General features: G+C 72.4%; 22 protein-coding genes and 1 pseudogene. 14 read left to right on the top strand and 9 right to left on the bottom strand.

All coding sequences use genetic code 11. The annotated features are described in order from the left end of the window. A partial coding sequence (locus ACLJN9_RS23335; protein WP_410813642.1) for a ricin-type beta-trefoil lectin domain protein occupies positions 1-878 on the top strand: 878 nt, incomplete at its 5' end. Positions 879-954: 76 nt separating this feature from the next. On the opposite strand, the gene ACLJN9_RS23340 is transcribed toward ACLJN9_RS23335, so the two are convergent. Both ACLJN9_RS23340 and ACLJN9_RS23345 read right to left on the bottom strand, forming a co-directional pair. Beyond that, a complete protein-coding gene (locus ACLJN9_RS23340) occupies positions 955-1350 on the bottom strand; it encodes a DUF3224 domain-containing protein (RefSeq protein ID WP_410813643.1) in 396 nt (131 codons plus the stop codon). Between the two features lie 152 nt (positions 1351-1502). Beyond that, a complete protein-coding gene (locus tag ACLJN9_RS23345; RefSeq protein ID WP_410813644.1) occupies positions 1503-1889 on the bottom strand; it encodes a DUF2267 domain-containing protein in 387 nt (128 codons plus the stop codon). 183 nt (positions 1890-2072) lie between these two features. On the opposite strand from ACLJN9_RS23345, the gene ACLJN9_RS23350 reads away from it, so the two are divergent. Both ACLJN9_RS23350 and ACLJN9_RS23355 read left to right on the top strand, forming a co-directional pair. Next, complete coding sequence (locus tag ACLJN9_RS23350) at positions 2073-2405, top strand: nuclear transport factor 2 family protein (RefSeq protein ID WP_410813645.1); 333 nt, start codon at positions 2073-2075, stop codon at positions 2403-2405. 34 nt (positions 2406-2439) lie between these two features. Then, entirely contained in the window at positions 2440-3282 is an 843-nt protein-coding gene (locus ACLJN9_RS23355; RefSeq protein ID WP_410813646.1) for an oxidoreductase, read from the top strand. Here ACLJN9_RS23355 and ACLJN9_RS23360 read toward each other — a convergent pair. Both ACLJN9_RS23360 and ACLJN9_RS23365 read right to left on the bottom strand, forming a co-directional pair. Beyond that, entirely contained in the window at positions 3275-4852 is a 1578-nt protein-coding gene (locus ACLJN9_RS23360) for a molybdopterin-dependent oxidoreductase (protein WP_410813647.1), read from the bottom strand. The two genes, ACLJN9_RS23355 and ACLJN9_RS23360, sit on opposite strands and share 8 nt — an antisense overlap. A 3-nt stretch (positions 4853-4855) precedes the next feature. Beyond that, a complete protein-coding gene (locus tag ACLJN9_RS23365; protein ID WP_410813648.1) occupies positions 4856-5497 on the bottom strand; it encodes a fasciclin domain-containing protein in 642 nt (213 codons plus the stop codon). 266 nt (positions 5498-5763) lie between these two features. Here ACLJN9_RS23365 and ACLJN9_RS23370 point away from each other — a divergent pair, with 266 nt between their 5' ends. Both ACLJN9_RS23370 and ACLJN9_RS23375 read left to right on the top strand, forming a co-directional pair. Beyond that, the gene (locus ACLJN9_RS23370; protein WP_410813649.1) at positions 5764-6096 is read left to right on the top strand and encodes an STAS domain-containing protein; all 333 of its coding nucleotides are present in this window, start codon (positions 5764-5766) and stop codon (positions 6094-6096) included. Continuing rightward, positions 6096-6476 carry an ATP-binding protein gene (locus ACLJN9_RS23375; protein ID WP_410813650.1) on the top strand — a complete coding sequence of 127 codons (381 nt, stop codon included), beginning with the start codon at positions 6096-6098 and terminating at the stop codon, positions 6474-6476. Before ACLJN9_RS23370 ends, ACLJN9_RS23375 begins: the two co-directional genes overlap by 1 nt. A 10-nt stretch (positions 6477-6486) precedes the next feature. Here the strand turns inward: ACLJN9_RS23375 and ACLJN9_RS23380 are convergent, their stop codons facing one another. Beyond that, positions 6487-8022 carry a PP2C family protein-serine/threonine phosphatase gene (locus ACLJN9_RS23380; protein WP_410813651.1) on the bottom strand — a complete coding sequence of 512 codons (1536 nt, stop codon included), beginning with the start codon at positions 8020-8022 and terminating at the stop codon, positions 6487-6489. 210 nt (positions 8023-8232) lie between these two features. On the opposite strand from ACLJN9_RS23380, the gene ACLJN9_RS23385 reads away from it, so the two are divergent. Continuing rightward, positions 8233-8610 carry a nuclear transport factor 2 family protein gene (locus tag ACLJN9_RS23385; protein WP_410813652.1) on the top strand — a complete coding sequence of 126 codons (378 nt, stop codon included), beginning with the start codon at positions 8233-8235 and terminating at the stop codon, positions 8608-8610. A gap of 49 nt (positions 8611-8659) precedes the next feature. On the opposite strand, the gene ACLJN9_RS23390 is transcribed toward ACLJN9_RS23385, so the two are convergent. The 3 genes and pseudogenes from ACLJN9_RS23390 to ACLJN9_RS23400 form a co-directional block, all read right to left on the bottom strand. After that, entirely contained in the window at positions 8660-9145 is a 486-nt protein-coding gene (locus tag ACLJN9_RS23390; protein ID WP_410813653.1) for a molybdenum cofactor biosysynthesis protein, read from the bottom strand. A 955-nt stretch (positions 9146-10100) separates the two neighbouring features. Beyond that, positions 10101-11231: pseudogene (locus ACLJN9_RS23395) on the bottom strand (PQQ-dependent sugar dehydrogenase); the annotation flags it as partial. Between the two features lie 179 nt (positions 11232-11410). Then, on the bottom strand, positions 11411-12367 hold the full coding sequence (locus ACLJN9_RS23400; RefSeq protein WP_410813654.1) for a LamG-like jellyroll fold domain-containing protein: 957 nt from the start codon (positions 12365-12367) through the stop codon (positions 11411-11413). Between the two features lie 130 nt (positions 12368-12497). Between ACLJN9_RS23400 and ACLJN9_RS23405 the strand changes: the two genes are divergently transcribed. The 3 genes from ACLJN9_RS23405 (at position 12498) to ACLJN9_RS23415 (ending at position 14984) form a co-directional block, all read left to right on the top strand. Beyond that, positions 12498-13631 (top strand): LacI family DNA-binding transcriptional regulator, encoded by a 1134-nt coding sequence (locus ACLJN9_RS23405; RefSeq protein ID WP_410813655.1) that lies wholly within the window; start codon positions 12498-12500, stop codon positions 13629-13631. Continuing rightward, the gene (locus ACLJN9_RS23410; RefSeq protein ID WP_410813656.1) at positions 13628-14503 is read left to right on the top strand and encodes an alpha/beta fold hydrolase; all 876 of its coding nucleotides are present in this window, start codon (positions 13628-13630) and stop codon (positions 14501-14503) included. Before ACLJN9_RS23405 ends, ACLJN9_RS23410 begins: the two co-directional genes overlap by 4 nt. Before the next feature lie 70 nt (positions 14504-14573). Next, positions 14574-14984, top strand: coding sequence for a hypothetical protein (locus ACLJN9_RS23415; RefSeq protein ID WP_410813657.1), 411 nt, complete (start codon positions 14574-14576; stop codon positions 14982-14984). 26 nt (positions 14985-15010) lie between these two features. Here ACLJN9_RS23415 and ACLJN9_RS23420 read toward each other — a convergent pair whose 3' ends face one another. Then, positions 15011-16198, bottom strand: a complete 1188-nt coding sequence (locus tag ACLJN9_RS23420; protein WP_410813658.1) for an LLM class flavin-dependent oxidoreductase — start codon at positions 16196-16198, stop codon at positions 15011-15013. A 189-nt stretch (positions 16199-16387) separates the two neighbouring features. On the opposite strand from ACLJN9_RS23420, the gene ACLJN9_RS23425 reads away from it, so the two are divergent. Genes ACLJN9_RS23425 through ACLJN9_RS23445 form a run of 5 tightly spaced genes read left to right on the top strand, consistent with a single transcriptional unit; the run spans position 16388 to position 20951 of the window. Further along, positions 16388-17368: an aliphatic sulfonate ABC transporter substrate-binding protein gene (locus ACLJN9_RS23425; protein ID WP_410813659.1), complete on the top strand. Its 981-nt coding sequence runs from the start codon at positions 16388-16390 to the stop codon at positions 17366-17368. Further along, a complete protein-coding gene (locus ACLJN9_RS23430; RefSeq protein ID WP_410813660.1) occupies positions 17365-18198 on the top strand; it encodes an ABC transporter permease in 834 nt (277 codons plus the stop codon). Before ACLJN9_RS23425 ends, ACLJN9_RS23430 begins: the two co-directional genes overlap by 4 nt. Next, positions 18171-18902 (top strand): ABC transporter ATP-binding protein, encoded by a 732-nt coding sequence (locus ACLJN9_RS23435; RefSeq protein WP_410813661.1) that lies wholly within the window; start codon positions 18171-18173, stop codon positions 18900-18902. Before ACLJN9_RS23430 ends, ACLJN9_RS23435 begins: the two co-directional genes overlap by 28 nt. Before the next feature lie 16 nt (positions 18903-18918). Then, the gene (locus ACLJN9_RS23440; protein ID WP_410813662.1) at positions 18919-20325 is read left to right on the top strand and encodes a selenium-binding family protein; all 1407 of its coding nucleotides are present in this window, start codon (positions 18919-18921) and stop codon (positions 20323-20325) included. After that, entirely contained in the window at positions 20322-20951 is a 630-nt protein-coding gene (locus ACLJN9_RS23445) for a hypothetical protein (RefSeq protein ID WP_410813663.1), read from the top strand. Before ACLJN9_RS23440 ends, ACLJN9_RS23445 begins: the two co-directional genes overlap by 4 nt. Positions 20952-21023: the final 72 nt, after the last annotated feature.

Raw genomic sequence — 21023 nt, forward strand, 5'->3', positions numbered from 1 at the left:
GCCTCGAAGCCGGCATCTCGGAGGTCAACATCGGCCCCGACGGCGCCATCTACGTCGGCGGCCTCGGCGCCGGCGGCAACTGGGGCCAGGACGGCAAACTGACATACGGGCTGCAGAAACTCACCCCGAACAGCACCACGACGTTCGAGATGCAGGCCATGCGGGCCACCGCCGGCGGCTTCGAGGTCGAGTACACCCAACCGGTCTCGGCGGACACCGCCGCCAACCTGGCCGCGCACTACAAGGTCAAGCAGTGGCGGTACGTGCCGACCGCCAGCTACGGCGGCCCGAAGGTCGACGAGGAGACGTTGACCGTCACCTCGGCCACCCTCTCGGCCGACCGGAAGAAGGTCACCCTCGCCGTTGACGGGCGTAAGGCGGGACGCGTGGTGTACCTGCGCTCGCCGCGCCCCTTCACCTCCGAGAGCGGCCAGTCGCTGTGGAGCACCGAGGCCTGGTACACCCTCAACGCCATCCCCGGCAGCACCCCGCCGCCGACCAGCGGAGCCATCACCGGCATCGGCGGCAAGTGCGTGGACGTCAGCAACTCCGGCACCGCGGACGGCACGAAGATCCAACTCTGGACCTGCAACGGCACCGGCGCGCAGAACTGGAGCCGGGTCGGCGACACCTACCGGGCGCTGGGCAAGTGCCTCGACGTGGACAACGGCGGCACCGCCAACGGCACGAAGGTCCAGCTCTGGACCTGCAACGGCAGTGGCGCGCAGATCTGGCAGCCACAGGCCAACGGCTCCATCCTCAACCCGCAGTCGGGTAAGGTCCTGGAGGCCGCCGGCGCCGGCACCGCCAACGGCACCCAGATCCAGCTCGGCACGTACGCGGGCGGCGCCCACCAGAAGTGGGTGATCAGCGGGTAGCTGCCTGACGCCAGATGTGGGGGGTGGTCTGACCGGCAACCGGTCAGGCCACTCCCCCGGCACCGGCGGGACGTCGTCAGCCCAGCGTGTAGTCCAGGAGGTAGGAGTGGCTGCCGTCCTCGGACTGGATGATCTCGAAGGACCCGCTGATCCCCACGAGGTCGTCGGAGCCCGTGCCCAGGACGACGCGGATCGCGAGCCGCTCACCGTGGCTACCCGGTGCGCTGTGCTGGAGGACGAAGGAGCCCTTCCGACCGTCGAGCTCGCCCGTGAAACGCTCCACCGCCACATAGGCGGCGGGAGCGCCCTCGGTATCAGCGGCCGAGAGCATGTGCACCGTGCTGGTGCCGACCAGGCCGCCCTGGAAGGTCTTGGTGATCCGTACTCGGCCGAGCGCCGCGCCCGGGCCTTCGTCGATCACCTCCGGCTCGAACGACGTGAGGTCGAACGTCCCGCCAGCCTTTGTGCTCATGCTGCGCCCCTCGGTCTGCATCGCCAGTGTCGCGTAGCAGCCTTGCACAGGGCACTGACAATCGCCGCCCCCCTTCCCGCGCGGCGAGGCGGGCAGGGCGCGTGGCGGGCAGACGGCAAGGCTGCGTGGCGGGCAGGCGGCGTGGCGGCCGGTCAGGGGCCGTGCGGCAGCGGCTGGGCCAGCGCCCGCAGGTCCGCCGGTAGCTGGGACAGCACATCCTCAAGCTCCCGGTGCCCCACCACCCGGTGCATCGTCTGGAGTACGGCCCGGACGCCCCGCTCCGCGGTGGGTCGATCGGTCCCGGCGCGGTCGGCGACCCGCCGCATGAACTCGTCATAGCCGAACGCCTCCGGCGGCTCGGCCGCCTTGACCAGCAGCGGGCTCAACTCGGGAGCCAGATGGGGAGCCAGCTCGGCCGCCTCACCACCGCTGAGCCGCTCGGTGAGAGTGCGCAGTACGGCCTCGGTCAGCGGGCGCGCCTGCTCCGGCGGGACTCCCGCTCGTGCGGCAACCTTGTCGACGAACGCCAGTTCGGCCATGCCCTCGCCCCTCCCGATCCGGAGACGCATGGCTACCCGGGCGCACCGACGGCAAACCCTGACCGCTGGGCCGACCGGAGAGGTTCTCCCGATGGTCCGCGAGGCACTGGCCGCCTCTCGTACGGTGGGGCGGACGGGAAATCGGCGGCTGCCCGACGGCGGCCCGTGCGGCAGGAGGAGCAGATGGCGGTCGACCTGCCCGACGTGATCGAGCGATACTTTCGGGCCGTCGACGAGGGCGACCTCGACGCCTTCGTCGCCTGCTTCGCGGACACGGCGAGCGTCGCCGACGAGGATCGGCTGCACGAGGGACGGGCCGCCATCCGCGCCTGGCGGCAGCGAACCACGGCGGCCTACTCGTACACCGCCGAGCCGGTGGGGGTCACGCCGCAGGCGGGCGACTCGTACCTGGTCCTCACCCGGGTGTCGGGCAGCTTTCCCGGCAGCCCGATCGAGCTGCGCTACCGGTTCACGCTGCGCGACAACCTGATCGGCGCCCTGGCCATCCGCCCGTAGCGGCCGTCCGATCCGATCGGCGGGAGGAGACGACGTGCCACGAGTCTGGCTCATCACCGGCAGTTCCCGAGGTCTCGGTCGCTGCCTCGCCGAGGCCGTGCTGGCCGACGGGGACCACCTGGTCGCCACCGCTCGCAACCCGGCGCAGCTCGCCGACCTCACCGAGCGGTACGGCGACCGGATCCGGACGGTCGCCCTCGACGTCACCGATGCCACGGCCGCCCGCGCCGCGGCGCGGGGTGCGGTGGAGGCGTTCGGAAGCCTGGACATCCTCGTCAACAACGCCGGGTACGCCGACATCGCCGCGATCGAAGACATGCCGGAGGACGCCTTCCGGGCCCAGATCGAGGCCAACTTCTTCGGAGTGGTCAACCTGACCCGGGCCGCGCTGCCGGCGATGCGGGAGCAGCGGCACGGGCACATCGTCCAGATCTCCAGCGTCGGTGGTCGGGTCGGCAGCACCGGGCTGAGTGCCTACCAGTCCGCCAAGTGGGCGGTCGGCGGCTTCTCGGAGGTCCTCGCCAAGGAGATCGCGCCCTTCGGGATCCGGGTCACCACCGTCGAGCCGGGTGGTCTGCGGACCGACTGGGCAGGGTCCTCGATGCGCATGCTCCCGATCAGCGAGCCGTACCGGCCGGTGATCGAGCCGGTCGTGCAGCGGATGGAACAGGCCAACGGCAGCCAGCCGGGTGATCCCGTCCGGGCCGCCCAGGCGATCATCCGGATCACCCGGGTCGACGATCCGCCCGCCCGGTTGCTGCTCGGCGCAGACGCGGTGACGGTCGCCGCCGCGGCAGCCGAGGCCCTCGCGGCGTCCGACGCGCGGTGGCGCGAGCTGAGCGGGTCGATCGCCTACGACCAGGGCGAGCTCAGGTGACCGTGATGGTGACGTTGTGCCAGCCGGTCGCTCCGTTCGGGAAGGGCGTTGACCGGGCCTCGGCCTGCACCGCCCCGGTGCCGTCGGTGGCGCGGACGCGGACGGTGTGGCTGCCCGGTCGGGCGTCCCACCGGTAGGTCCACTGCCGCCACAGATCCGCCGACGGGCCCGCGGCGAGCCGGGCCGGCTGCCAGGCCTCGTCGTCGACCTGCACCTCGACGGCGCTGATGCCGCGGCGCTGCGCCCAGGCCACTCCGGCGATCATCATCGGGCCGGCGGGGCGCCGCGCGAACGGTTTCGGGGTGTCGATGCGCGAGGCGGTCTTCACCGGCGCGTCGGCGGCCCATCCGCGCTGCACCCAGTACGGGTCCACCTCGTCGAAGGTGGTCACCCGCAGCTCGGTGAGCCACTTGCAGGCTCCGACGTAGCCGTACAGGCCGGGTACGAGCATCCGGACCGGAAAGCCGTGCTCCACCGGCAGCGGCTCACCGTTCATGGCGACCACCAGCATGGCGTCGCGGCCATCCATGATCGCGGTCAGCGGCGTGCCGATGGTCATGCCGTCGGTCGAGCGGCTGAGAAGTTGGTCCTGCCCCGGCCGCACCCCGGCCTCCCGCAGCAGCGGGGCGAGCGGCACGCCGGTCCACCGGGCGGTGCCGATGTAGGGACCGCCCACCTCGTTGGACACGCAGTTCAGGGTGATGTCGCGCTCGATCAGGTCGCGGGCGAGCAGGTCGTCGAAGCTCCAGGTGCGGGGCCGCTCGACGGCGCCGCCGAGCCGCAGACGCCAGGTGTCGACGTCGATCTGCGGAACGCTGAGCGCGGTGTCCACCCGGTAGAAGTCGCGGTTGGCGGTGATGAACGGGACGCCTCCCGGCACCGCCACGTCGGGCGGCAGCGGCGGTGCCGGCAGGGCCGGCGGTGGTACGCGTACCGTCGCCCGGGAGCGGGTGCCGGCGGCCCGGCTTCCGCCGACGGCCTGGCCCACGGTGGTCGTCGCCGCGGCGGTGATGGTGGCCGCTCCGGCGGTGGTGAGGAACTGCCGTCGGTTGAGCAACCGGGGCCGACCGGCCCCGGCGGTCGGCCCGGGTCGGGCGCCGCGCAGCAGCGCCAGCAGGGTGCCGACGCCGGCGGCGACGCCGACGAGGGCGGGAACAGCGTCCACCACTGTCGCGGCGGGGCGGGCCAACACGGCGGCGAGGCCGACGGCGCCCAGCCCGGCGAGACCGGCCAGGCCGACCCGGGTCCGCCGGGCCGCGACGAGGCCGAGCCCGACCGCGACCAGCACCAGGACCGCGAGTACGCCGCTGAGCAGAACGAGCTTGTCGTTGGTGCCGAAGGTACGGATGGCGAACGCCTTGACCGACTGGGGTGCCAGGTCGATGGCGGCGCCGCCGACGGCGAGCACCGGATCCCCCACCGGGTCGGTGAGGGCGGCGACCAGGTGGGCGACGCCCAGGGTGACCGCGGCGGTGAGCACGCCGACGAGGGCGCCGACGCGGCGGGGGTGCGCGACGGGGGGCCGCCCCGGCCGGTCATCGACCGGCCGGGGCGTGGTCCTGGTGGACATGGATCAGCTCTTCGGCATCAGCACGGTGTCCACGATGTACACCGTGGCGTTGGCGGTGGAGACGTTCCCACAGACCACCATCGAGTTGCCGTCGACCGTGAACGAGCTTCCGCTGCCGGCCACCGTGACCTGGTCACCCAGCAGGGTCTCGTGCGCGCCCGCCAGAGTGTCCGGAGAGAGCTGGGTCTTCACCACGTGGTGGGTGAGGACCTTCTTCAGCAGGGCGTCGTCGGCGAGCACCTTGTCCAGGTCAGCCTTCGGCAGCTTGGCGAACGCGTCGTTGGTCGGCGCGAACACCGTCACGCCCTGCGCACCGTTGAGCGAGTCGACCAGGTTGGCCTTCTTCACGGCGGTGACCAGGGTCGACAGCAGCGGGTTGCCGGAGGCGGCGGTGGCAACCGGCACCTTCGCCATGGCCTCGAAGCTGCCCGCGTTGGTCGGGTCGGTCGGCACGGCCGCGCAGCCCGGGCCGAACTGGGCGCTCGTCATCGACATCGACGGGGACGCCGACGGCATCGGCGCGTCGGCCGAGGCACTGGCACTGGTCCCGCCGCTGGCGGTGGTGTCGGTGTCACCATCGCCGCAGCCAGCGGCGAGGGTCAGGATGGCGATCGCGCCAACGGTGGCGAACAGACGCCGGTTCATTCGAACTCCTCTGGTTGGGGACACCGCAGTGGTGCTTGTACCGATGATTCGGCGCGGTCGGACCCGCGGATTGGTCGGATCGTCATCAAGATCTGACCGGCTTCCGTCCGGTGCCCGCCGGCACCCGGACGCCGCCGGGCGAGCGGCTGTCGGATCAGATCGGCACGGTCCCGATCGCCGCCGAACGGACGGCATGGTCGACCGGGCGGCGGGTGACATGATGTGCCGGCAACGGCTGTCGTCACGAGAAAGGGTGCTGCTGCCCGATGGCGCACTTCGAAGCCCGGACATCCACCGCTGGAGGCCAGATCGTGGTCACGCTGACCGGCGAGTGCGACCTGGCCGTCCGGGACGAGCTGACCACCGTGCTGACCGCGGCGACAGGCGACGCCGCGGTGGTGACGGTCGACGTGGGCGGGCTGCTGTTTCTCGACTCCAGCGGCCTGCACAGCCTCGTGACCGCCCACCACCGCGCCCGCGCCGACGGCCGACGGTTGTACGTGGTCAACGCCGGCGGGCCGGTCGCCGCCGTGCTGGAGGTCACCGGCGTCGGCAACCTGCTGCGTGCACCCGCCGACGATCCGCGGCTGGCGGGCTGATGGCCGACCGCGTCGAGGACACCATGGCGTACGAGGTGGCGACCGATCTACGGGAGCTGCGCGGCTTCGTCTCTACCCAGGCCCTGGCACAGGGCCTTGCTCCGCACCGGGTGGAGCTGCTGGCGCTGGCGGTGAGCGAGTTGGCCACCAACACGTTGCAGCACACCACCGGCGGCGGTCAGGTCCGGCTGTGGGCCGAGGCGGACCAGTTGTTCTGCGACGTCGTCGACCAGGGGCCGGCACGAACGTTCGGCCGGGACATGCCGGCAGCCGACGCCGTACGGGGTCGAGGGCTGGCGATCGTCGAGCGGATCTGCGACGAGGTCGCGGTGCTCAGCCGGCCGGAGGGGACCGTGGTGCGCATCCGGCTCGGCCTGTGAGCCGGGCGGCTCAGGGCAGCACACGCACCGCCAGGGTGCAGGTGTCGTCGTCCGGGCTGGGGTGGTGCAGCAGGCCCCGCAGCCGGCCGAGGGTCTGCTCCCCCGGCGCGGCGGAGAGCGCGGAGAGCGTCGTCCGCACCTGTTCCAGCAGGTCGTCGTCGGGCGTACGCCGCTCCACCAGCCCGTCGGTGTAGAAGAGCACCAGGTCGTCGGGGCGCAGTCGCGGGGTGAGCACGGGGTACGCCGAGTCGGCGGAGGCGCCCAGCAGCAGGCCCGGCGGGTGGTCGAGCGGGCCGGTCTCGCCGTTGCGGGACAGCAGCGGCGCCATGTGCCCGGCGCGTCCCCAGCGGAGCACCCGGGCAGCTGGGTCGTAGACCGCGATCACCGCGGTCCCGGTGATCGCGAGCTGACCGCTGAGCCGGTTGAGGTGCCCGAGCAGCACCGCCGGGTCACGGATGCCGATCGAGAGCCAGGCCACCAGCGCGAAGCGCAGGTGGGCCATCCCGCTGGCGGCGTCCAACCCGTGACCGGCCACGTCGCCGACGGCGAGCACGACCTGCCCGTCCGGCAGGGTCTGCGCGTGGTACCAGTCCCCGCCGACCCGAGTCGCGCTCTCCGCCGGCAGGTAGTTGACCATCGCCTCCAGGCCGGCGAGTGGAAACGGCTCACGGGGCACCGGTTGGATGAGGTTCTGCAACTGCCCGGCCAGCCGGTGCTCGGCCAGCGCCGTCATCTCCCTGGTCCGCAGTTGGTCGTTGAGTTGTTCGATGGCGGTTCGCGAGTCCACCCGGGCCGTCACGTCCTGCACCACGGCATGGATCTTCAGCGGCGCGCCGTCGGCGTCCCGGGAGACGTCGGAGAGGATCCGCAGGTACTTCACCGAGCCCGCCGCCTGGAACCGGACCGTCACGTCCGAGGACGAACCGCTGTCCAGCGTCTGCCAGGCCGCCTCGCTCAGCAGGTGGTCGTCGGGAAGCAGCGCGGCGGCCTGCTCGGCTCGGGACAGGGGGCCGAGCGCCGGGTCGCGCTCGAAGATCCGGTACATCCCGGGTGACCACTGACTGACCCCGGTGGCCAGCTCGTGTTCGGCCCAGCCGAGACTGCCCAACAGCTCGGTGCGCTCCAGCCGACGCTGGTCCTCGTCGAGCCGTTCCCAGGTGACCAGCAGGCCACCGAGCACCCGGTGCACGTGCACGTCGAACAGCGAGTCGGCGACGACGCCGGAGCGCTTCTCCGCGTACCGGAAGTCGGCCAGCCGGCCGGGCGACCCGGTGGCCAACACGTCGTGGTACATCCGCCAGAGCGGACCGTCGACCATGCTCGGGTAGAGCTCGCTGAGCCGCCCGCCGAGCCGGTCGATCCCCCGGGCGTGGATGTCGTGACCCGGGCCGCTGGTGGCGGCGATCCGGAAGTCCGCGACCGGTCGGCCGTCGTCGGGCACCGGCAGCAGCCACGTGCAGCCCGCCGGGACGACCGCCAGGATCTCCCGCGCGACCGCCTCGACCGGGCGCACCGCCCCGGCGGTGTGCCCGCCCTGGTCTGCCATGCCAGCAGCCTAGCCACCGGCCGACCGCCATCAACCGCCGCCGCATCGGCGCGACGCGCCCGCTCGACGCGACGTGGCGCGGGTGCGACCCGCGCCCGACGGGGACCGGTCACCGGGCCGATCCGCACCCGTCGGGGCCACGCCGGCTGCCACAATGCGGACAGTCCGGTGGCGGTCGCCGGAGGGATCCCGATCAGGAGGACGGCACCCATGCCGGACAGCGAACGTGAGGCGGAACTGTTCGATGCCGAGCGGACCCTGCAGGCCGCGCAGCGGGCCGGCGACGTCGCCGCTCTCGACCAGCTGCTCGTCGACCAGCTGATCGCCATCGGCCCGGACGGCGGCAAGCACACCAAGCGGGACGACCTGACCGCGCACCGGGACCGGACCTCGGTCGTCGAGGAGCTGGTGGAGGAGGAACTGGACCTGCTCGTCGTCGGTTCGACCGGGGTGACGTTCTTCCTGGGCCGGGTGGCCGGGGTGTTCGACGGGGCGCCGTTCGCGCGGCGCCTGCGCTACACCCGGACCTGGGTCCACGACGACGCACACGGCTGGCGGGTGCTCGCCGCACACATCAGCCCGGTCTGACCTGCCCGCCGGCCCGCGGCTCGGAACTCCTGGATGGGGTGCCGTCCGGCTACGACGTCGGCGCCCGCTCGACGACGACCTCGAGCGGGCCGACACGCAGGCTGCCGTCGGTGAGCGGCGTGCAGCGGATGCCGCCCGTCGTGCGCAGCGCCTTCCACGCCCCCGGGCCGACCGTCACGTCCATCCACGCGCATGGTCGAGCCGCCCGGTTCACCCGCAGGCTGACCGGGCCGTCGCCGGAGTCCAGAGTCAGCACCGTGCCGATCAGCTCGTCCACCGCGATGCCGGTGGTGAGGACGTTGCGCCGCACCTCCGCCAGGCCGACACCGGGTGGTAGTGACTCCTGGGCGATCACCGTCACGCTGGCGTCGCGGTGTGCCGCCTGGCCGAAGTAGCGGTCGCCGACGATGCCGAGGCCGGCCCGGATCCGGACGACGTCGACCAGCTCACCGGGCGGCGCGGGCGCCGGCCCGTCGGCGGGCCGGCCCAGGAAGCGGTGCACGGGCGAGGCCAGCAACTCGACGATCCGCGGCATGGCAGGGATTCTACGAACCGGACGGCACCCTCCGGGCCGGCTCGGCGGACCCGACCGCCGCGCGGTGCAGCGGCCGCAACGGTGGGGACGGCGGCACGGCGCCGCCCTCCCCACCGCGAACGGGTCAGGCCGGCGTGCCGGTGACGGTCAGGTTCCGCAGTCGGCCCACGTTGTCGAAGGAGCCGAAACCCACCCGCCCGGATCCGAAGGTGGTGTCCTTCGCGGTCATCAGCGGGTCCCTGCGCCCGTCGACGTACACCGCGATCTCGCCGGTGGCCGGCAGGTGCACGACGCGGACGCGGTGCCAGTCGGCATCGGTGATCGCCGGATTGGCGCCGCGCGAACGGCCGTTCCACTGGTGGTCGATGCGTTCCCGGTCCGCATTGTTGACCTTGAAGATGCCGTTGTGCGGGTAGATCGTGTTGTCGGTCGAGAGATGGGCGTAGTAGAACTCGGTGTCCGAGCGCCAGCCGAAGACGACGATCACGTCGCGGTTGCTGACCTCCACCGGTGTGTCGAGCCGTACCCGTGCCTCGACCTCCACCGACGACCATGCCGGGCCGGCGGTCAGTACGGCGTACTCGAAGGGTCGGCGTGGCCCGGGACGGCTGACCCCGGCCTCGGCCAGGATGACCTGGTCGCGGGTGAACTGCCACTTCGCCGGGGTGACCGGCGCCCAGTTCGAGGCGCCGGCGGTGCGACGCAGCGTGGTGTGCCCGACGTCGTCGCTGGCGAACTCCCGGGTGCCGGTGACCTTCCAGATCTTCCCGTTGGCCTTGGCGAGCAGGTAGAGCTCGCCCGCGGCGTCGGTGCCGAAGCGCAGGTCGACGCGGTTGGGGTCACCGGGGGCGCCGGGCCCGGAGAGGTCGCGCATCCGGACCGGACCGCCCGCGGCGTCGAACAGGGCGAGCTGGTGGATCGGAGCCAGAGCTCTGCCGCGACGCATCTCGTTGGCCTCGGTGTAGAGGACCCGGCCGTCGACCAGGTCACCGAAGACGTACTTCCCGCGCAGCGCGGGCACGGCGCGTCCCCGGTAGACGAACCCGCCGGCCACCGCGACGCCCACGTCCGCCGTGCAGTTCCAGTCCGCGGCCGGGTCGTGGTCGTACGCGGCGACCGGATACGTGTATCCGTACCGGTCGTCGTCGGCGGGCAGCGGGAACAGCCGGTCGCAGGGGTTCGTGGACGCCTTGTCGAAGACGAAGGACCCCTCGCGCTCGCTCCAGCCGAAGTTGTCACCGGCGCGGACCTCGTAGATCGCCTCGACGGCGTGTTCACCGATGTGTCCGAGGAACATCCGGCCGGTGGCCCGGTCCCAGCTGAAGCGGTGCGGGTCGCGGAAGCCCAGGGCGTAGATCTCACCGAGCGCGCCGGCCCGGCCGGTGAACGGGTTCGAGGCGGGAATGCCGTAGCGCCCGTTGGGGGAGGTGGTGCCCCGGGGATCGATGCGCAGCAGCTTGCCGTGCGGCAGGCCCAGGTTCTGCGGGTCGGTGGTGCGCACACCCAGGCCGCCGTCGCCGACCGCGAGGTACAGCAGGCCGTAGTCGCGGTCGTGGCGCTTCGCGGTGGGATTGAAGTTGATCTCCTGGATGCCGTGCACCTGGCCGCCGAAGCCGATCCGCAGCACCTCCCGCCGGGTGCCCGCGAACGTGTCCGCGGCCGGATCGGTGGCCGTCCACTCGGTGATGACGCCGTGGTAGATCGTGCCGGGCTGTGCGTAGTCCGGCGGGGTGGTCGTCGTCGACGCCAACTCGGTGTGGATGGTGTAGAACCGCCCGTTGGCGCCGAACTCCGGGTGGAAGGCGACGTACCCGAAGCCCTGGCCCAGGCCGCGGCCGGAGAAGAACTGCGGCGCGAAGGTCGCCGCCACGTCGAGGTAGACGTGCGGCACCCCGCCCTCGACCAGGTAGAGGTTGCCGTTCAGGTCGGGTACGGCCCGCCGGCCGGAGCCGTCCGGCAGCTCCATGATGGTGTTGATCCGGGCCGTACGCAGAAGCCGCTGATCGGTCGGCGCCGGGGTGGGGCTCGACTGCGGGAAGCTGGCGTACTCGTTGAGGACCAGCCCGAGCCGCGACTGGATCGGCATCTCGGGCACCGGGTCGTAGACCGCGTCGGCGGCGTGGGCGGGTGTCGCGAGCAGCGTGGACAGGACCAGTACGACGGCGGTGAGACCGGCCGTCAGCACGGATCTGCGGATACCGCGGGCGGGGTCGTGGAGGGTGAGCACGCGTGTCTCCTTCTCGGTGGGAGGAGTGCCGAGGGTGGTCAGCGGGCCAGGTGGCGGTACTGCCTCCGCACGTCGCTCGCGGAGACCACGCTGTCGAGGAACATCAGGCCGTCCATGCGGCAGTCGCACGGGTTCTGTTCGCGGGTGTCCTGGGGGAAGCTTCCGCCGATCTTGATGCCACGCGGGTCGGAGGCCGTGGTCACGTGCGGGCCGGGCCCCGACACGAGCCACGGATCGTCGGTACGGGTGTAGAAGCCGTCCACCGGTTCGCCGTCGCGGTAGAGGGCGAGGGCGCCGGTGGCGAAGTCGAAGGTGGCGGCGAGGTGCACCCACTCTCCCGCCGGCAGCAGGTCCCGCCAGTCCTGGCTCGCGGCGAACGTCTGCGAGTTGCCGCCGTCGAGCCGCCGGCCGAGCGCGACCAGACGCAGCTCACCGTTGACGTCGATCAGCTCCAGCAACGCCCGCACACCGTGGCCGTCGGAGTCGCCGGTCAGCACCCCGGCCAGGCCGATGGCGTTGAACCGGTCGTTCGGGTCGGCGGTGGTGGAGTTGGGCAGCGGGCTGTCCATCTGCAGCTTGAACCAGCCCATCACGGTGGTGCCCGCGGTGGCGTTGAATGCGCGCAGCGTGCGCACCCCGCTGGCCGACCAGGTGCCGGCCTTCCAGTCGTCGTTGCCGGAAACCGCCGGCTCGACCTGCCGGGTCTGCAGCGCCCGGCCGCTGCCCCGGTAGGCGTGGTCCGGCACCCGCATGGCGGGGCCGCCGTTGATCAGCTCGATCTCGGTGCCGGAGCGGCCCCGGTCGCGCTCCAGCGCGGAGTCGCCCGGCACCGGGTGGTCGAAGTCGTACGCCGCGACCAGGTGCGCTCGCAGGGCCGGGTGGACATCGGACGATCGGTTCCGCTCCGCCTGTGCCGGTGGCGCCTCCGCACCTGTCAGCGCGCCGACCGCCAGGAGGGAGACCGTGGCGACGGCGGCTCTGCTGGCCCTGGACATCGCGTTCACCTCGTTTCGCGGCAAGCCGGTGCCGACCACGTAAGCGCTTACGTAAGCGCTTACGTACCCTAGGCTTCGACGATCGTCACTGGCAATAGATCGGGTGACATGGATGTCTTTGGGAGGTGGAATGCCCAGGGCCGGCCAGCGACCCCGCCTCGTGGATGTGGCGGTCCGCGCCGACGTCTCGCTGGCGACCGCCTCCCGCGCCCTCGCCGGCCGCGACGGGGTCAGCGCCGAGGTCGCCGACCGGGTTCGTCGGATCGCCCGCGAGCTGGGGTACGTCGCCAACCCGTACGCCCGCACCCTCGCCAGCGGCGCCAGCTCCACCGTCGGGCTGATCGTCCACCAGGTCGACGACCCCTACTTCTCCGAGATCGCCAGCGGGGTCATCCAGGTCGCCTCCGGGCGGGGGCTGCTGGTGCAGATCTCCCAGTCCGGTCGGGACCCGGACTACGAGCTGCAACAACTACGCCACCTCATCGCCCAGCGGGTCGGCATCATCCTGATCGGCGGCTCCGGCTACGGCGACCCCCGGGTGGAGGCCGAGGCCCACGACGAACTGGCCGCGTTCCAGGACCACGGCGGGCGGGTCGCCGCCATCGGACGGCACACGCTCGGCGTCGACGCCGTCCTGCCGGACAATGAGGCCGGCGGCCGGGCCCTCGCCCAACACCTGATCGATCTCGGTCACCGGCGGATCGCGGTGGCCGCGGGCAGCGCCGGTCTCACCACGGTCGCCGACCGGCTCGCCGGCGTGTCCTCGGCGCTGCGGCAACGCGGACTCTCCCCCGCCGACCTCGCCGTCGTGCACAGCGACTTCACCCGCGGCGGTGGCCGGGCGGCCACCGAGCAGATCCTGAACGAGCACCCGGAAACGACGGCGATCATCGCGCTCAACGACGCGATGGCCATCGGAGTGCTGTCGACGCTGCGGTCGCGCCGCGTCGCGGTGCCCGAGCGGATGTCCGTCGTCGGCTTCGACGACGTCTCCGTGGCGGCCGACCTCGCGCCCAGCCTCACCACCATCCGGCTGCCGATGGCGGAGATGGGCCGGACGGCGCTCACCCTCGCGCTCAAACCCCGCTCGGCGCGCCCCCGGCGTCGCGCCACCGGGCACCTGCTGGTCGTCCGCGACTCGACCGGCCCCGCGCCGGCGGCCCGACCGGGCGGCACGGCCGGTCAGATTCCGCCACGATCCCGCGCCGCTTCTGGCACGGTCGAGGGGTCCGGCCACCCCGCAGCCGGCCAGGAGGGGCCATGACCGAGCACGCTGTGCGGCACCGGACGGTCGAGGTCGACGGCATCACGATCTTCTACCGGGAGGCCGGCGCCGACGACGCGCCCGTGGTGCTCCTGCCGCACGGCTACCCGTCGTCGTCGTTCCAGTTCCGCCACCTGCTGCCCGCGCTGGCCGACAGGTGGCGGGGCGTCGCACCCGACTACCCGGGCTTCGGCTACAGCGACACGCCCGATCCCGGCCGGTTCGCCTACACCTTCGACGCGCACGCCGAGCTACTGCGTCGGTTCACCGAGGTGTTGGGGCTGACCCGCTATGTGATCTATCTGCAGGACTACGGCAGCCACCTCGGATTGCGCCTGGCGATGGCCGCGCCACAGCGGGTCGCCGGTCTGATCATCCAGAACGGTGACATCTACCCGGACCAGCACGGGCCCAGGTACGAGCCGCTCAAGCGGTTCTGGCGCGATCCGACCGAGGAGGGCCGGGCGCAACTGGCGGCCGCGATCACCGAGGAGGGCTTCCGACGCGAGTTCCTGGGCGACCTGCCGGACCGGCTGGCCGACCGGGTGAGCCCGGACCTGTGGCGGCTCTCCGGGGCGCTGGTCGCGGATCGGAGTCGTCGGGACGCCTGGCTGCGCCTGCTCGCCGACCAGGGCAGCACGGTCGCCTGGTTCGGCCGGCAGCAGGAGTACCTGCGCACCCACCGGCCGCCCACGTTGATCGTCTGGGGGCCACACGACGGCTACATGCCGGCGGGCGCGGCACGCGCCTACCTGCGGGATCTGCCCGACGCCGACCTGCACCTGCTCGACGGCGGCCACTGGCTGCTCGAGACGCACCTCGACGAGGTGGTGCGGTTGGCCCGCGACTTCCTCGCCCGCGTCCAGCCCTGACCGGCGCCCGTGGTCGAGTCGGGTACCGGTGCTCATTTCCCTACGGCGACAAGCGAGGAATGATCGCTGGATGACGGCGACAAGGGGTACGCACGCACTGCTCGGTGCTCTGTTCCTGGCGGCGGCCACGGTCGGGGTGTGGTTGCTGTGGCTGGGACGGGACACCCACTACACGGTCGAGGAGGAAACCGGCGCGACCAGCGGCCCGTACGAGCCGTGGCAGGTGATCGGCTGCGTGCTGACACTCGCGCTGCTCGCCGCCCTCGCCGGTACGCGACTGAGCCCGTGGCTGGTGGCGCCGGTGATGACGGTGGCCTTCACGGTGGCCTGGTCGTGGCGGGCCGCGTCGGCCGACGACAGCGGATTGTGGCCCGTCGGGGCGGTCCTGGTGCTGGCCGGGATGGCGGCCGGCAGTGTCGCGGTGAGTCTCGCCGCGCGGAGGGTCGGCCGGCGGCTGGCCGGCCGACCCGGTCAGCCGTGACGGCCGTCCCGGCGGGCGGCCTCCGGTCAGCGGGCCGCGGCGGGCTCCGCTGCCGGGCGGGGTGCCGGCGACCCGGCGAACGGGATGTCGACGTGTTCCGCCGCCTCCGCCTGCCCGTCGGGGTGCCGCCACAGCCCGCGGGCGCCCAGGATCGGCAGTACGCCCTCACCGAACCAGTACGCCTCCTCCAGGTGGGGATAGCCGGAGAGGATGAACTCGTCGATGCCGAGTGCGTGGTATTCGGCGATCCGGTCGGCGACCTCGCTGTGGCTGCCCACCAGGGCGGTGCCGGCCCCGCCACGGACCAGGCCGACCCCCGCCCAGAGGTTGGGTGACACCTCCAGGCTGTCGCGGGAGCCGCCGTGCAGGTCGAGCATCCGGCGCTGGCCCTCGGACTCGCTGCGGCGCAGGCCGTCCTGCACCGCCCGGATGTCGGCCTCGGCGATGCCGTTGAGCAGGCGGCGGGCCTGCGTCCAGGCCTCTTCGGCGGTGTCCCGGGCGATGACGTGCAGTCGGATGCCGAAGCGCAGCTCACGCCCGGCGTCCGCGGCCAGCGCTCGGACCCGGTCCAGCTTGTCGGCCACCTGGGCGGGCGGCTCGCCCCAGGTGAGGTAGACGTCGCTGTGCCGCACCGCCACCGGCAGGGCGGCCGCGGATGAGCCACCGAAGTACACCGGCGGGGCCGGGTCGGGCAGGCGGTGCAGCCGCGCCTGTTCGACGCGTACGTGGGGGCCGGCGTGGTCGACCGTCTCGCCGCGCCACAGCGCGCGTACGACGTGCAGGAACTCGTCGGCCCGCGCGTACCGGGCGTCCTTGTCCAGGAAGTCGCCGTAGGCCCGCTGCTCCTGCGACTCGCCGCCGGTGACCACGTTGAGCAGCAGACGGCCCCGGGAGAGCCGCTGGAAGGTCGAGGCCATCTGGGCGGCCAGGGTGGGCGCGACCAACCCGGGTCGGAAGGCGACCAGGAACTTGAGACGTTCGGTCACCTCGGTGAGCATGGCGGTGCTCAACCAGGCGTCCTCGCACCAGGCGCCGGTCGGGGTGAGCGCCCCGACGAAGCCGAGCTGCTCGGCGGTGCGGGCGATCTGCCCCAGGTAGGCCACGCTGGCCGGGCGGGCGCCTCCGGCGGCACCGGTCGGCACGCCGTGTCCGCCGCCGACGATGTCCCGGCTGTCGCCGTTGGTCGGCAGGAACCAGTGGAAGGTCAGGGTCATCTCGGTTCTTTCCTCCAGAGCGCGGCGGGAGCAGGTGCGGCGGCGCACGCGGCTAGGCGGGCACCTCCTGAGGGGTGGGACGATCCCGCCGACAGCCTACCCATAAAACCTATCGGGTTAGTAGGCTACCTGTCACCGCTCACGCCGGTCGATGCGATCGGCACAGCTGTGCGACCCCGAGGAGTTCCCATGCGCACCCCCTTGACGAGCCGTCCGCCGTACCGTCGTCGCCTTCTGACAGCCGCCCTCGCGACCGTGGCCCTGCTCGCCACGGCGGGGGTGAGCGCCTGCGGCGGATCCGCCGACGCCGGAGGCGAGACGGCAAAGCTCCGGATCGGCTACCAGCGCTTCGGAGGGTTGAGTCTGGTCAAGGCACGTGGCGCCACACCGGGTGTCGAGTGGTCGCTGTTCGAGAGCGGCCCGGCGCTGACCGAGGCGCTCAAGGCCGGGTCCATCGACATCGGGCAGGTCGGCGAGGCCCCGCCCGTCTTCGCCGCGGCCGGCAAGATCCCGTTCTCCATCATCGGCACCTCGGTGCCGATTCCACAGGGTGAGGCGGTGCTGGTCAAGGCCGATCGCGGCTACCGGAGCTTCGCCGACCTGAAGGGCAAGACCGTCGCGCTCAACAAGGGCTCCAACGTGCACTGGCTGCTGGTCCGGTTGCTCGAGGCGAACCGGATGACGTTGAAGGACATCGAGGTGAAGTACCTCAAACCCGCCGAGGGGCGGCCGGCGTTCGACAGCGGGCAAATCGACGCCTGGGTGATCTGGGATCCGTACTTCGCCCTGGCCGAGCAGCCGGGTGTCCAGGTGCTCGCCGACGCGACCGGCCTGGCCAGCAACCGCGAGTACGTCCTGGCCGCTCCCGACGCGGTCGACAAGCGGTCGGGCGAGATCCGGACGTTCCTCCAGCGGTACCGCGAGGTGACCGACTGGGGCATCGCGCACCCCGAGGATCGGACCCGCACGTTGGCACCGGAGTTGAAGATCCCGGAGGACGTCACCAGCCGTGCCCTCACCCGCAGTGCCCGGCCCCTCGCCCCGGTCACTCCGGCGATCGGCGACGAACTGCAGGCGATCACCGACAGCTTCATCGCCCTGGGCCTCATCCCCGGTCCGGTCGACATCAGGTCCCGGGTGGATGGCCGGTTCAGTGAGGTCTTCCAGTGAGCCGTACCACTCTCGTCCAGGCCCCTGCCGACGCCGAGGCCGTCGCGCCGGCCGTGTCGCGGCGTCAGGGGCCGGCCCGACGGTGGCGGCGCCTGGCCAGCCCGGTCGGGTTGGTGCTGGGCTGGGAACTGGCCGCCCGCACCGGGTTGCTGCCGCCGGAGAAGCTGCCCGCGCCCAGCGACGTGCTCGCCGCCGGTTGGCGGCTGGCGCGCGACGGGACGCTCGCCGTCCACCTGGTCGACTCGCTCACCCGCGCCGGCGCGGGGCTGCTCATCGGCGGCGTCCTGGCGCTGATCCTGGGCACCGTGGCGGGGTTGTTGCGGCTCGGCGACGATCTGGTCGATCCACCGGTGCAGATGGCCCGGATGCTGCCCCACCTCGGCCTGGTCCCGTTGCTGATCATCTGGGTCGGCATCGGCGAACCGCTCAAGATCAGCCTGGTGGCACTCGGGTCGTTCTTTCCCATCTACTTCAACACCTACGCCGGCATCCGGGACATCGACGAGCGGTTGGTGGAGGCGGCCCGCACCTGCGGGCTCGGGCAGGCCGCCCGACTGCGTCACGTCGTGCTGCCCGGCGCGCTGCCGGCGCTGTTCCTCGGCCTGCGACTGGCGATCGGGGCGGCCTGGCTCAGCCTCGTCGTCGGCGAGCAGGTCAACGCCCAGACCGGGATCGGCTTCCTGATGATGGAGGCGCGGGAGTTCAGCCAGACCGATGTGGTGGTGCTCGGCCTGCTCGTCTACGCGCTGCTCGGGCTGATATCCGACCTCGCGTTGCGCGTCCTGGAGAGGAGGATGTTGACATGGCGTCGCGGACTGCGGGCCACCTGACCAGCACGGGGCCGGTGCTGACCGCCCACGCGGTGCACCGGGCATTCGGGCCGACGGTCGTGCTGGCCGGGGTCGATCTGACCATCGCGCGAGGCGAGGTGGTGGCTCTGCTGGGCGGCAGCGGTTCGGGCAAGAGCACCCTCCTGCGGATTCTGGCCGGCCTGGACGGCGAGGCCGACGGCGAGACCGTCGTGCACGGCACCGCCGCCGTGGTCTTCCAGGAACACCGGTTGCTGCCCTGGAAGCGGGTGGCCGCCAACGTCGGGCTCGGGCTGTCCGGTCCCGGCACCGCGGGGCGCATCCAGCGGGCGCTGGCCGAGGTCGGGCTGGCCGACCGGCACCGGGCCTGGCCGGCCGAGCTGTCCGGCGGGCAGGCACAGCGGGTGGCCGTCGCGCGCGCCCTGGTCCGCGAGCCCGACCTGCTGCTGCTCGACGAGCCGTTCGGCGCCCTGGACGCGCTGACCCGGCTGCGGATGCAGGTGCTGCTACGCCGACTACGTGCCGAGCACGGGTTCGCGGCGCTGCTGGTCACCCACGACGTGGAGGAGGCGCTGCTCCTCGCCGACCGGATCCTGCTCCTCGACGCCGGTCGCATCGCCGCGGACCTGCCCGTCGACCTCGCACCCACCCGTACCCCGGACGAGCCCGCCTTCGGCGCGCTGCGTCGCCACCTGCTCGACCGACTCGGCGTTCCCACCATCTGACGAGCGGAGACCCCCGATGACCCGCTGGACCCCCGATCCCACCTTCTACCCCTCTGCCCGCGAGGCGGGGACCGCGCCGGCCGAGAAGCTGGCCTACGTGGCGGCATTCGACCGTACGGCCAGCCGTCCGGACGCCATCGTGGTGCTGGACACCGACCCCGACTCCCCCGACTACGGTCGGGTCGTCGGGTGGACCGACCTGCCGCACCTGGGCGACGAGCTGCACCACTTCGGCTGGAACGCGTGCAGCAGCGCGCTCTGCCCGACCGCTCCACACCCGCACGTCGAGCGGCGCTACCTGATCGTGCCCGGCCTGCGCTCGTCACGGATCCACGTCCTCGACACGAAGCCCGATCCGCGCCAACCGCAGGTCGTCAAGGTGATCGGCCCGGAGGAGCTGGCCAAGCGGGCCGGTTACTCCCGTCCGCACACCGTGCACTGTGGCCCGGACGGCATCTACCTCTCCGCGCTCGGTGGCGCGGACGGCGCCGAGGGGCCCGGGGGCATCGCCATCCTGGACCACACCACGTTCGAGGTGCGCGGGGCGTGGGAGGCCGACCGGGGCCCGCAGTTCCTGGCGTACGACCTGTGGTGGCACCTCACCCAGGACGTGCTGGTCACCAGCGAGTGGGGCACCCCGTCGATGATCGAGGACGGCATCGTCGGCGAGCTGCTGCTGGGAAAGCGCTACGGCCACGCCATCCACTTCTGGGACCTCGCGAAACGTCGGCACGTGCAGCGGGTCGACCTGGGCGATCAATATCAGATGCCGCTGGAGCTGCGCCCGGCGCACGACCCGACGAAGTCGTACGGGTTCGTCGGGGTGGTGATCAGTGTGGAGGACCTGTCCGCCTCGGTCTGGCTCTGGCACCGCGACGGTGACGCCTGGGCGGTCACCAAGGTGATCGACATCCCGGCCGAGCCGGCGGATCCGGCCGACCTGCCCGACCTGCTCAAGCCGTTCGGAGCGGTGCCGCCGCTGGTGACCGACATCGACCTGTCGGTCGACGACCGGTTCCTCTACGTCTCCTGCTGGGGCACCGGAGAGCTACGCCAGTACGACGTCAGTGACCCACTGCACCCGGTGCAGACGGGCTCGGTGCACCTCGGCGGGATCGTCCGTCGCGCGGCACACCCGTCGGCGCCGGACGAGGCGCTGGCCGGCGGCCCGCAGATGGTGGAGGTGAGCCGGGACGGCCGGCGGGTCTACGTCAGCAACTCGCTCTACGGCGCGTGGGACGACCAGTTCTATCCCGACGGGGTCGGTGCCTGGCTGGCCAAGCTGGACGTCGACGTGGACGCCGGTGGGCTCACCCCCGATGAGAGGTTCTTTCCGCACGGGGAGGAGTTCCGGGGCCTGCGGGTGCACCAGACCCGGTTGCAGGGCGGGGACGCCTCCTCCGACTCGTACTGCTTTCCGTGACCGTCGGCACCTGGGCGACGCTCGCCGCGCTCGGCGCGTTCCACGGCCTCAACCCGGCCATGGGCTGGCTGTTCGCGGTGGCCCGTGGGCTGCAGGAGCGCAGCCGCTCGGCCCTGCTCCGCGCGTTGCCGCCGATCGCGGCGGGGCATCTCGCCTCGGTGGCGATCATCGCCGCGTTGGTCACCGCCACCCGGTCGGTGACGGCGAGCACCGCCCTGGCGGTGGTCGGCGGCGTACTGCTGGTCGGCTTCGGGCTGTGGCGGCTGCTCTCCGAGCGGCACTTCCGCTGGGCGGGGATGCGGCTGTCGGCGGCGCAGCTCGCCGGCTGGTCGTTCCTCATGTCGTCGGCGCACGGCGCCGGGCTGATGCTGCTGCCGGTGCTGGTCGCCGAACCGGTGCCCACGGGCCACTCCGGGCACCTGGCCGCCGCGCCGGTGGGCGCGCTGCCAGGGTTGGCCGCGGCCGGGGTGCACACCGTCGCCATGCTCGGGACGGCCCTGGTCGTGGCGATGCTGGTCTATCAGGTGTTCGGGGTCGGGGTGCTGCGTCGGGCGTGGTTCAACGTCGACCGGCTCTGGGCCGGCGTGCTGGTCGCGGCGGGGCTGGTCACGCTGATCCGGGCCTGACCAGCCGGCCAGCCGAGCGCCGGGCCCGACGCACGGCGACACCCGGCCCAGAGCGGGCCAGGTGTCGCCGTG

Origin of the sequence: Micromonospora sp. 067-2 (assembly GCF_046549295.1) — a bacterium.
Taxonomy (GTDB): domain Bacteria; phylum Actinomycetota; class Actinomycetes; order Mycobacteriales; family Micromonosporaceae; genus Micromonospora.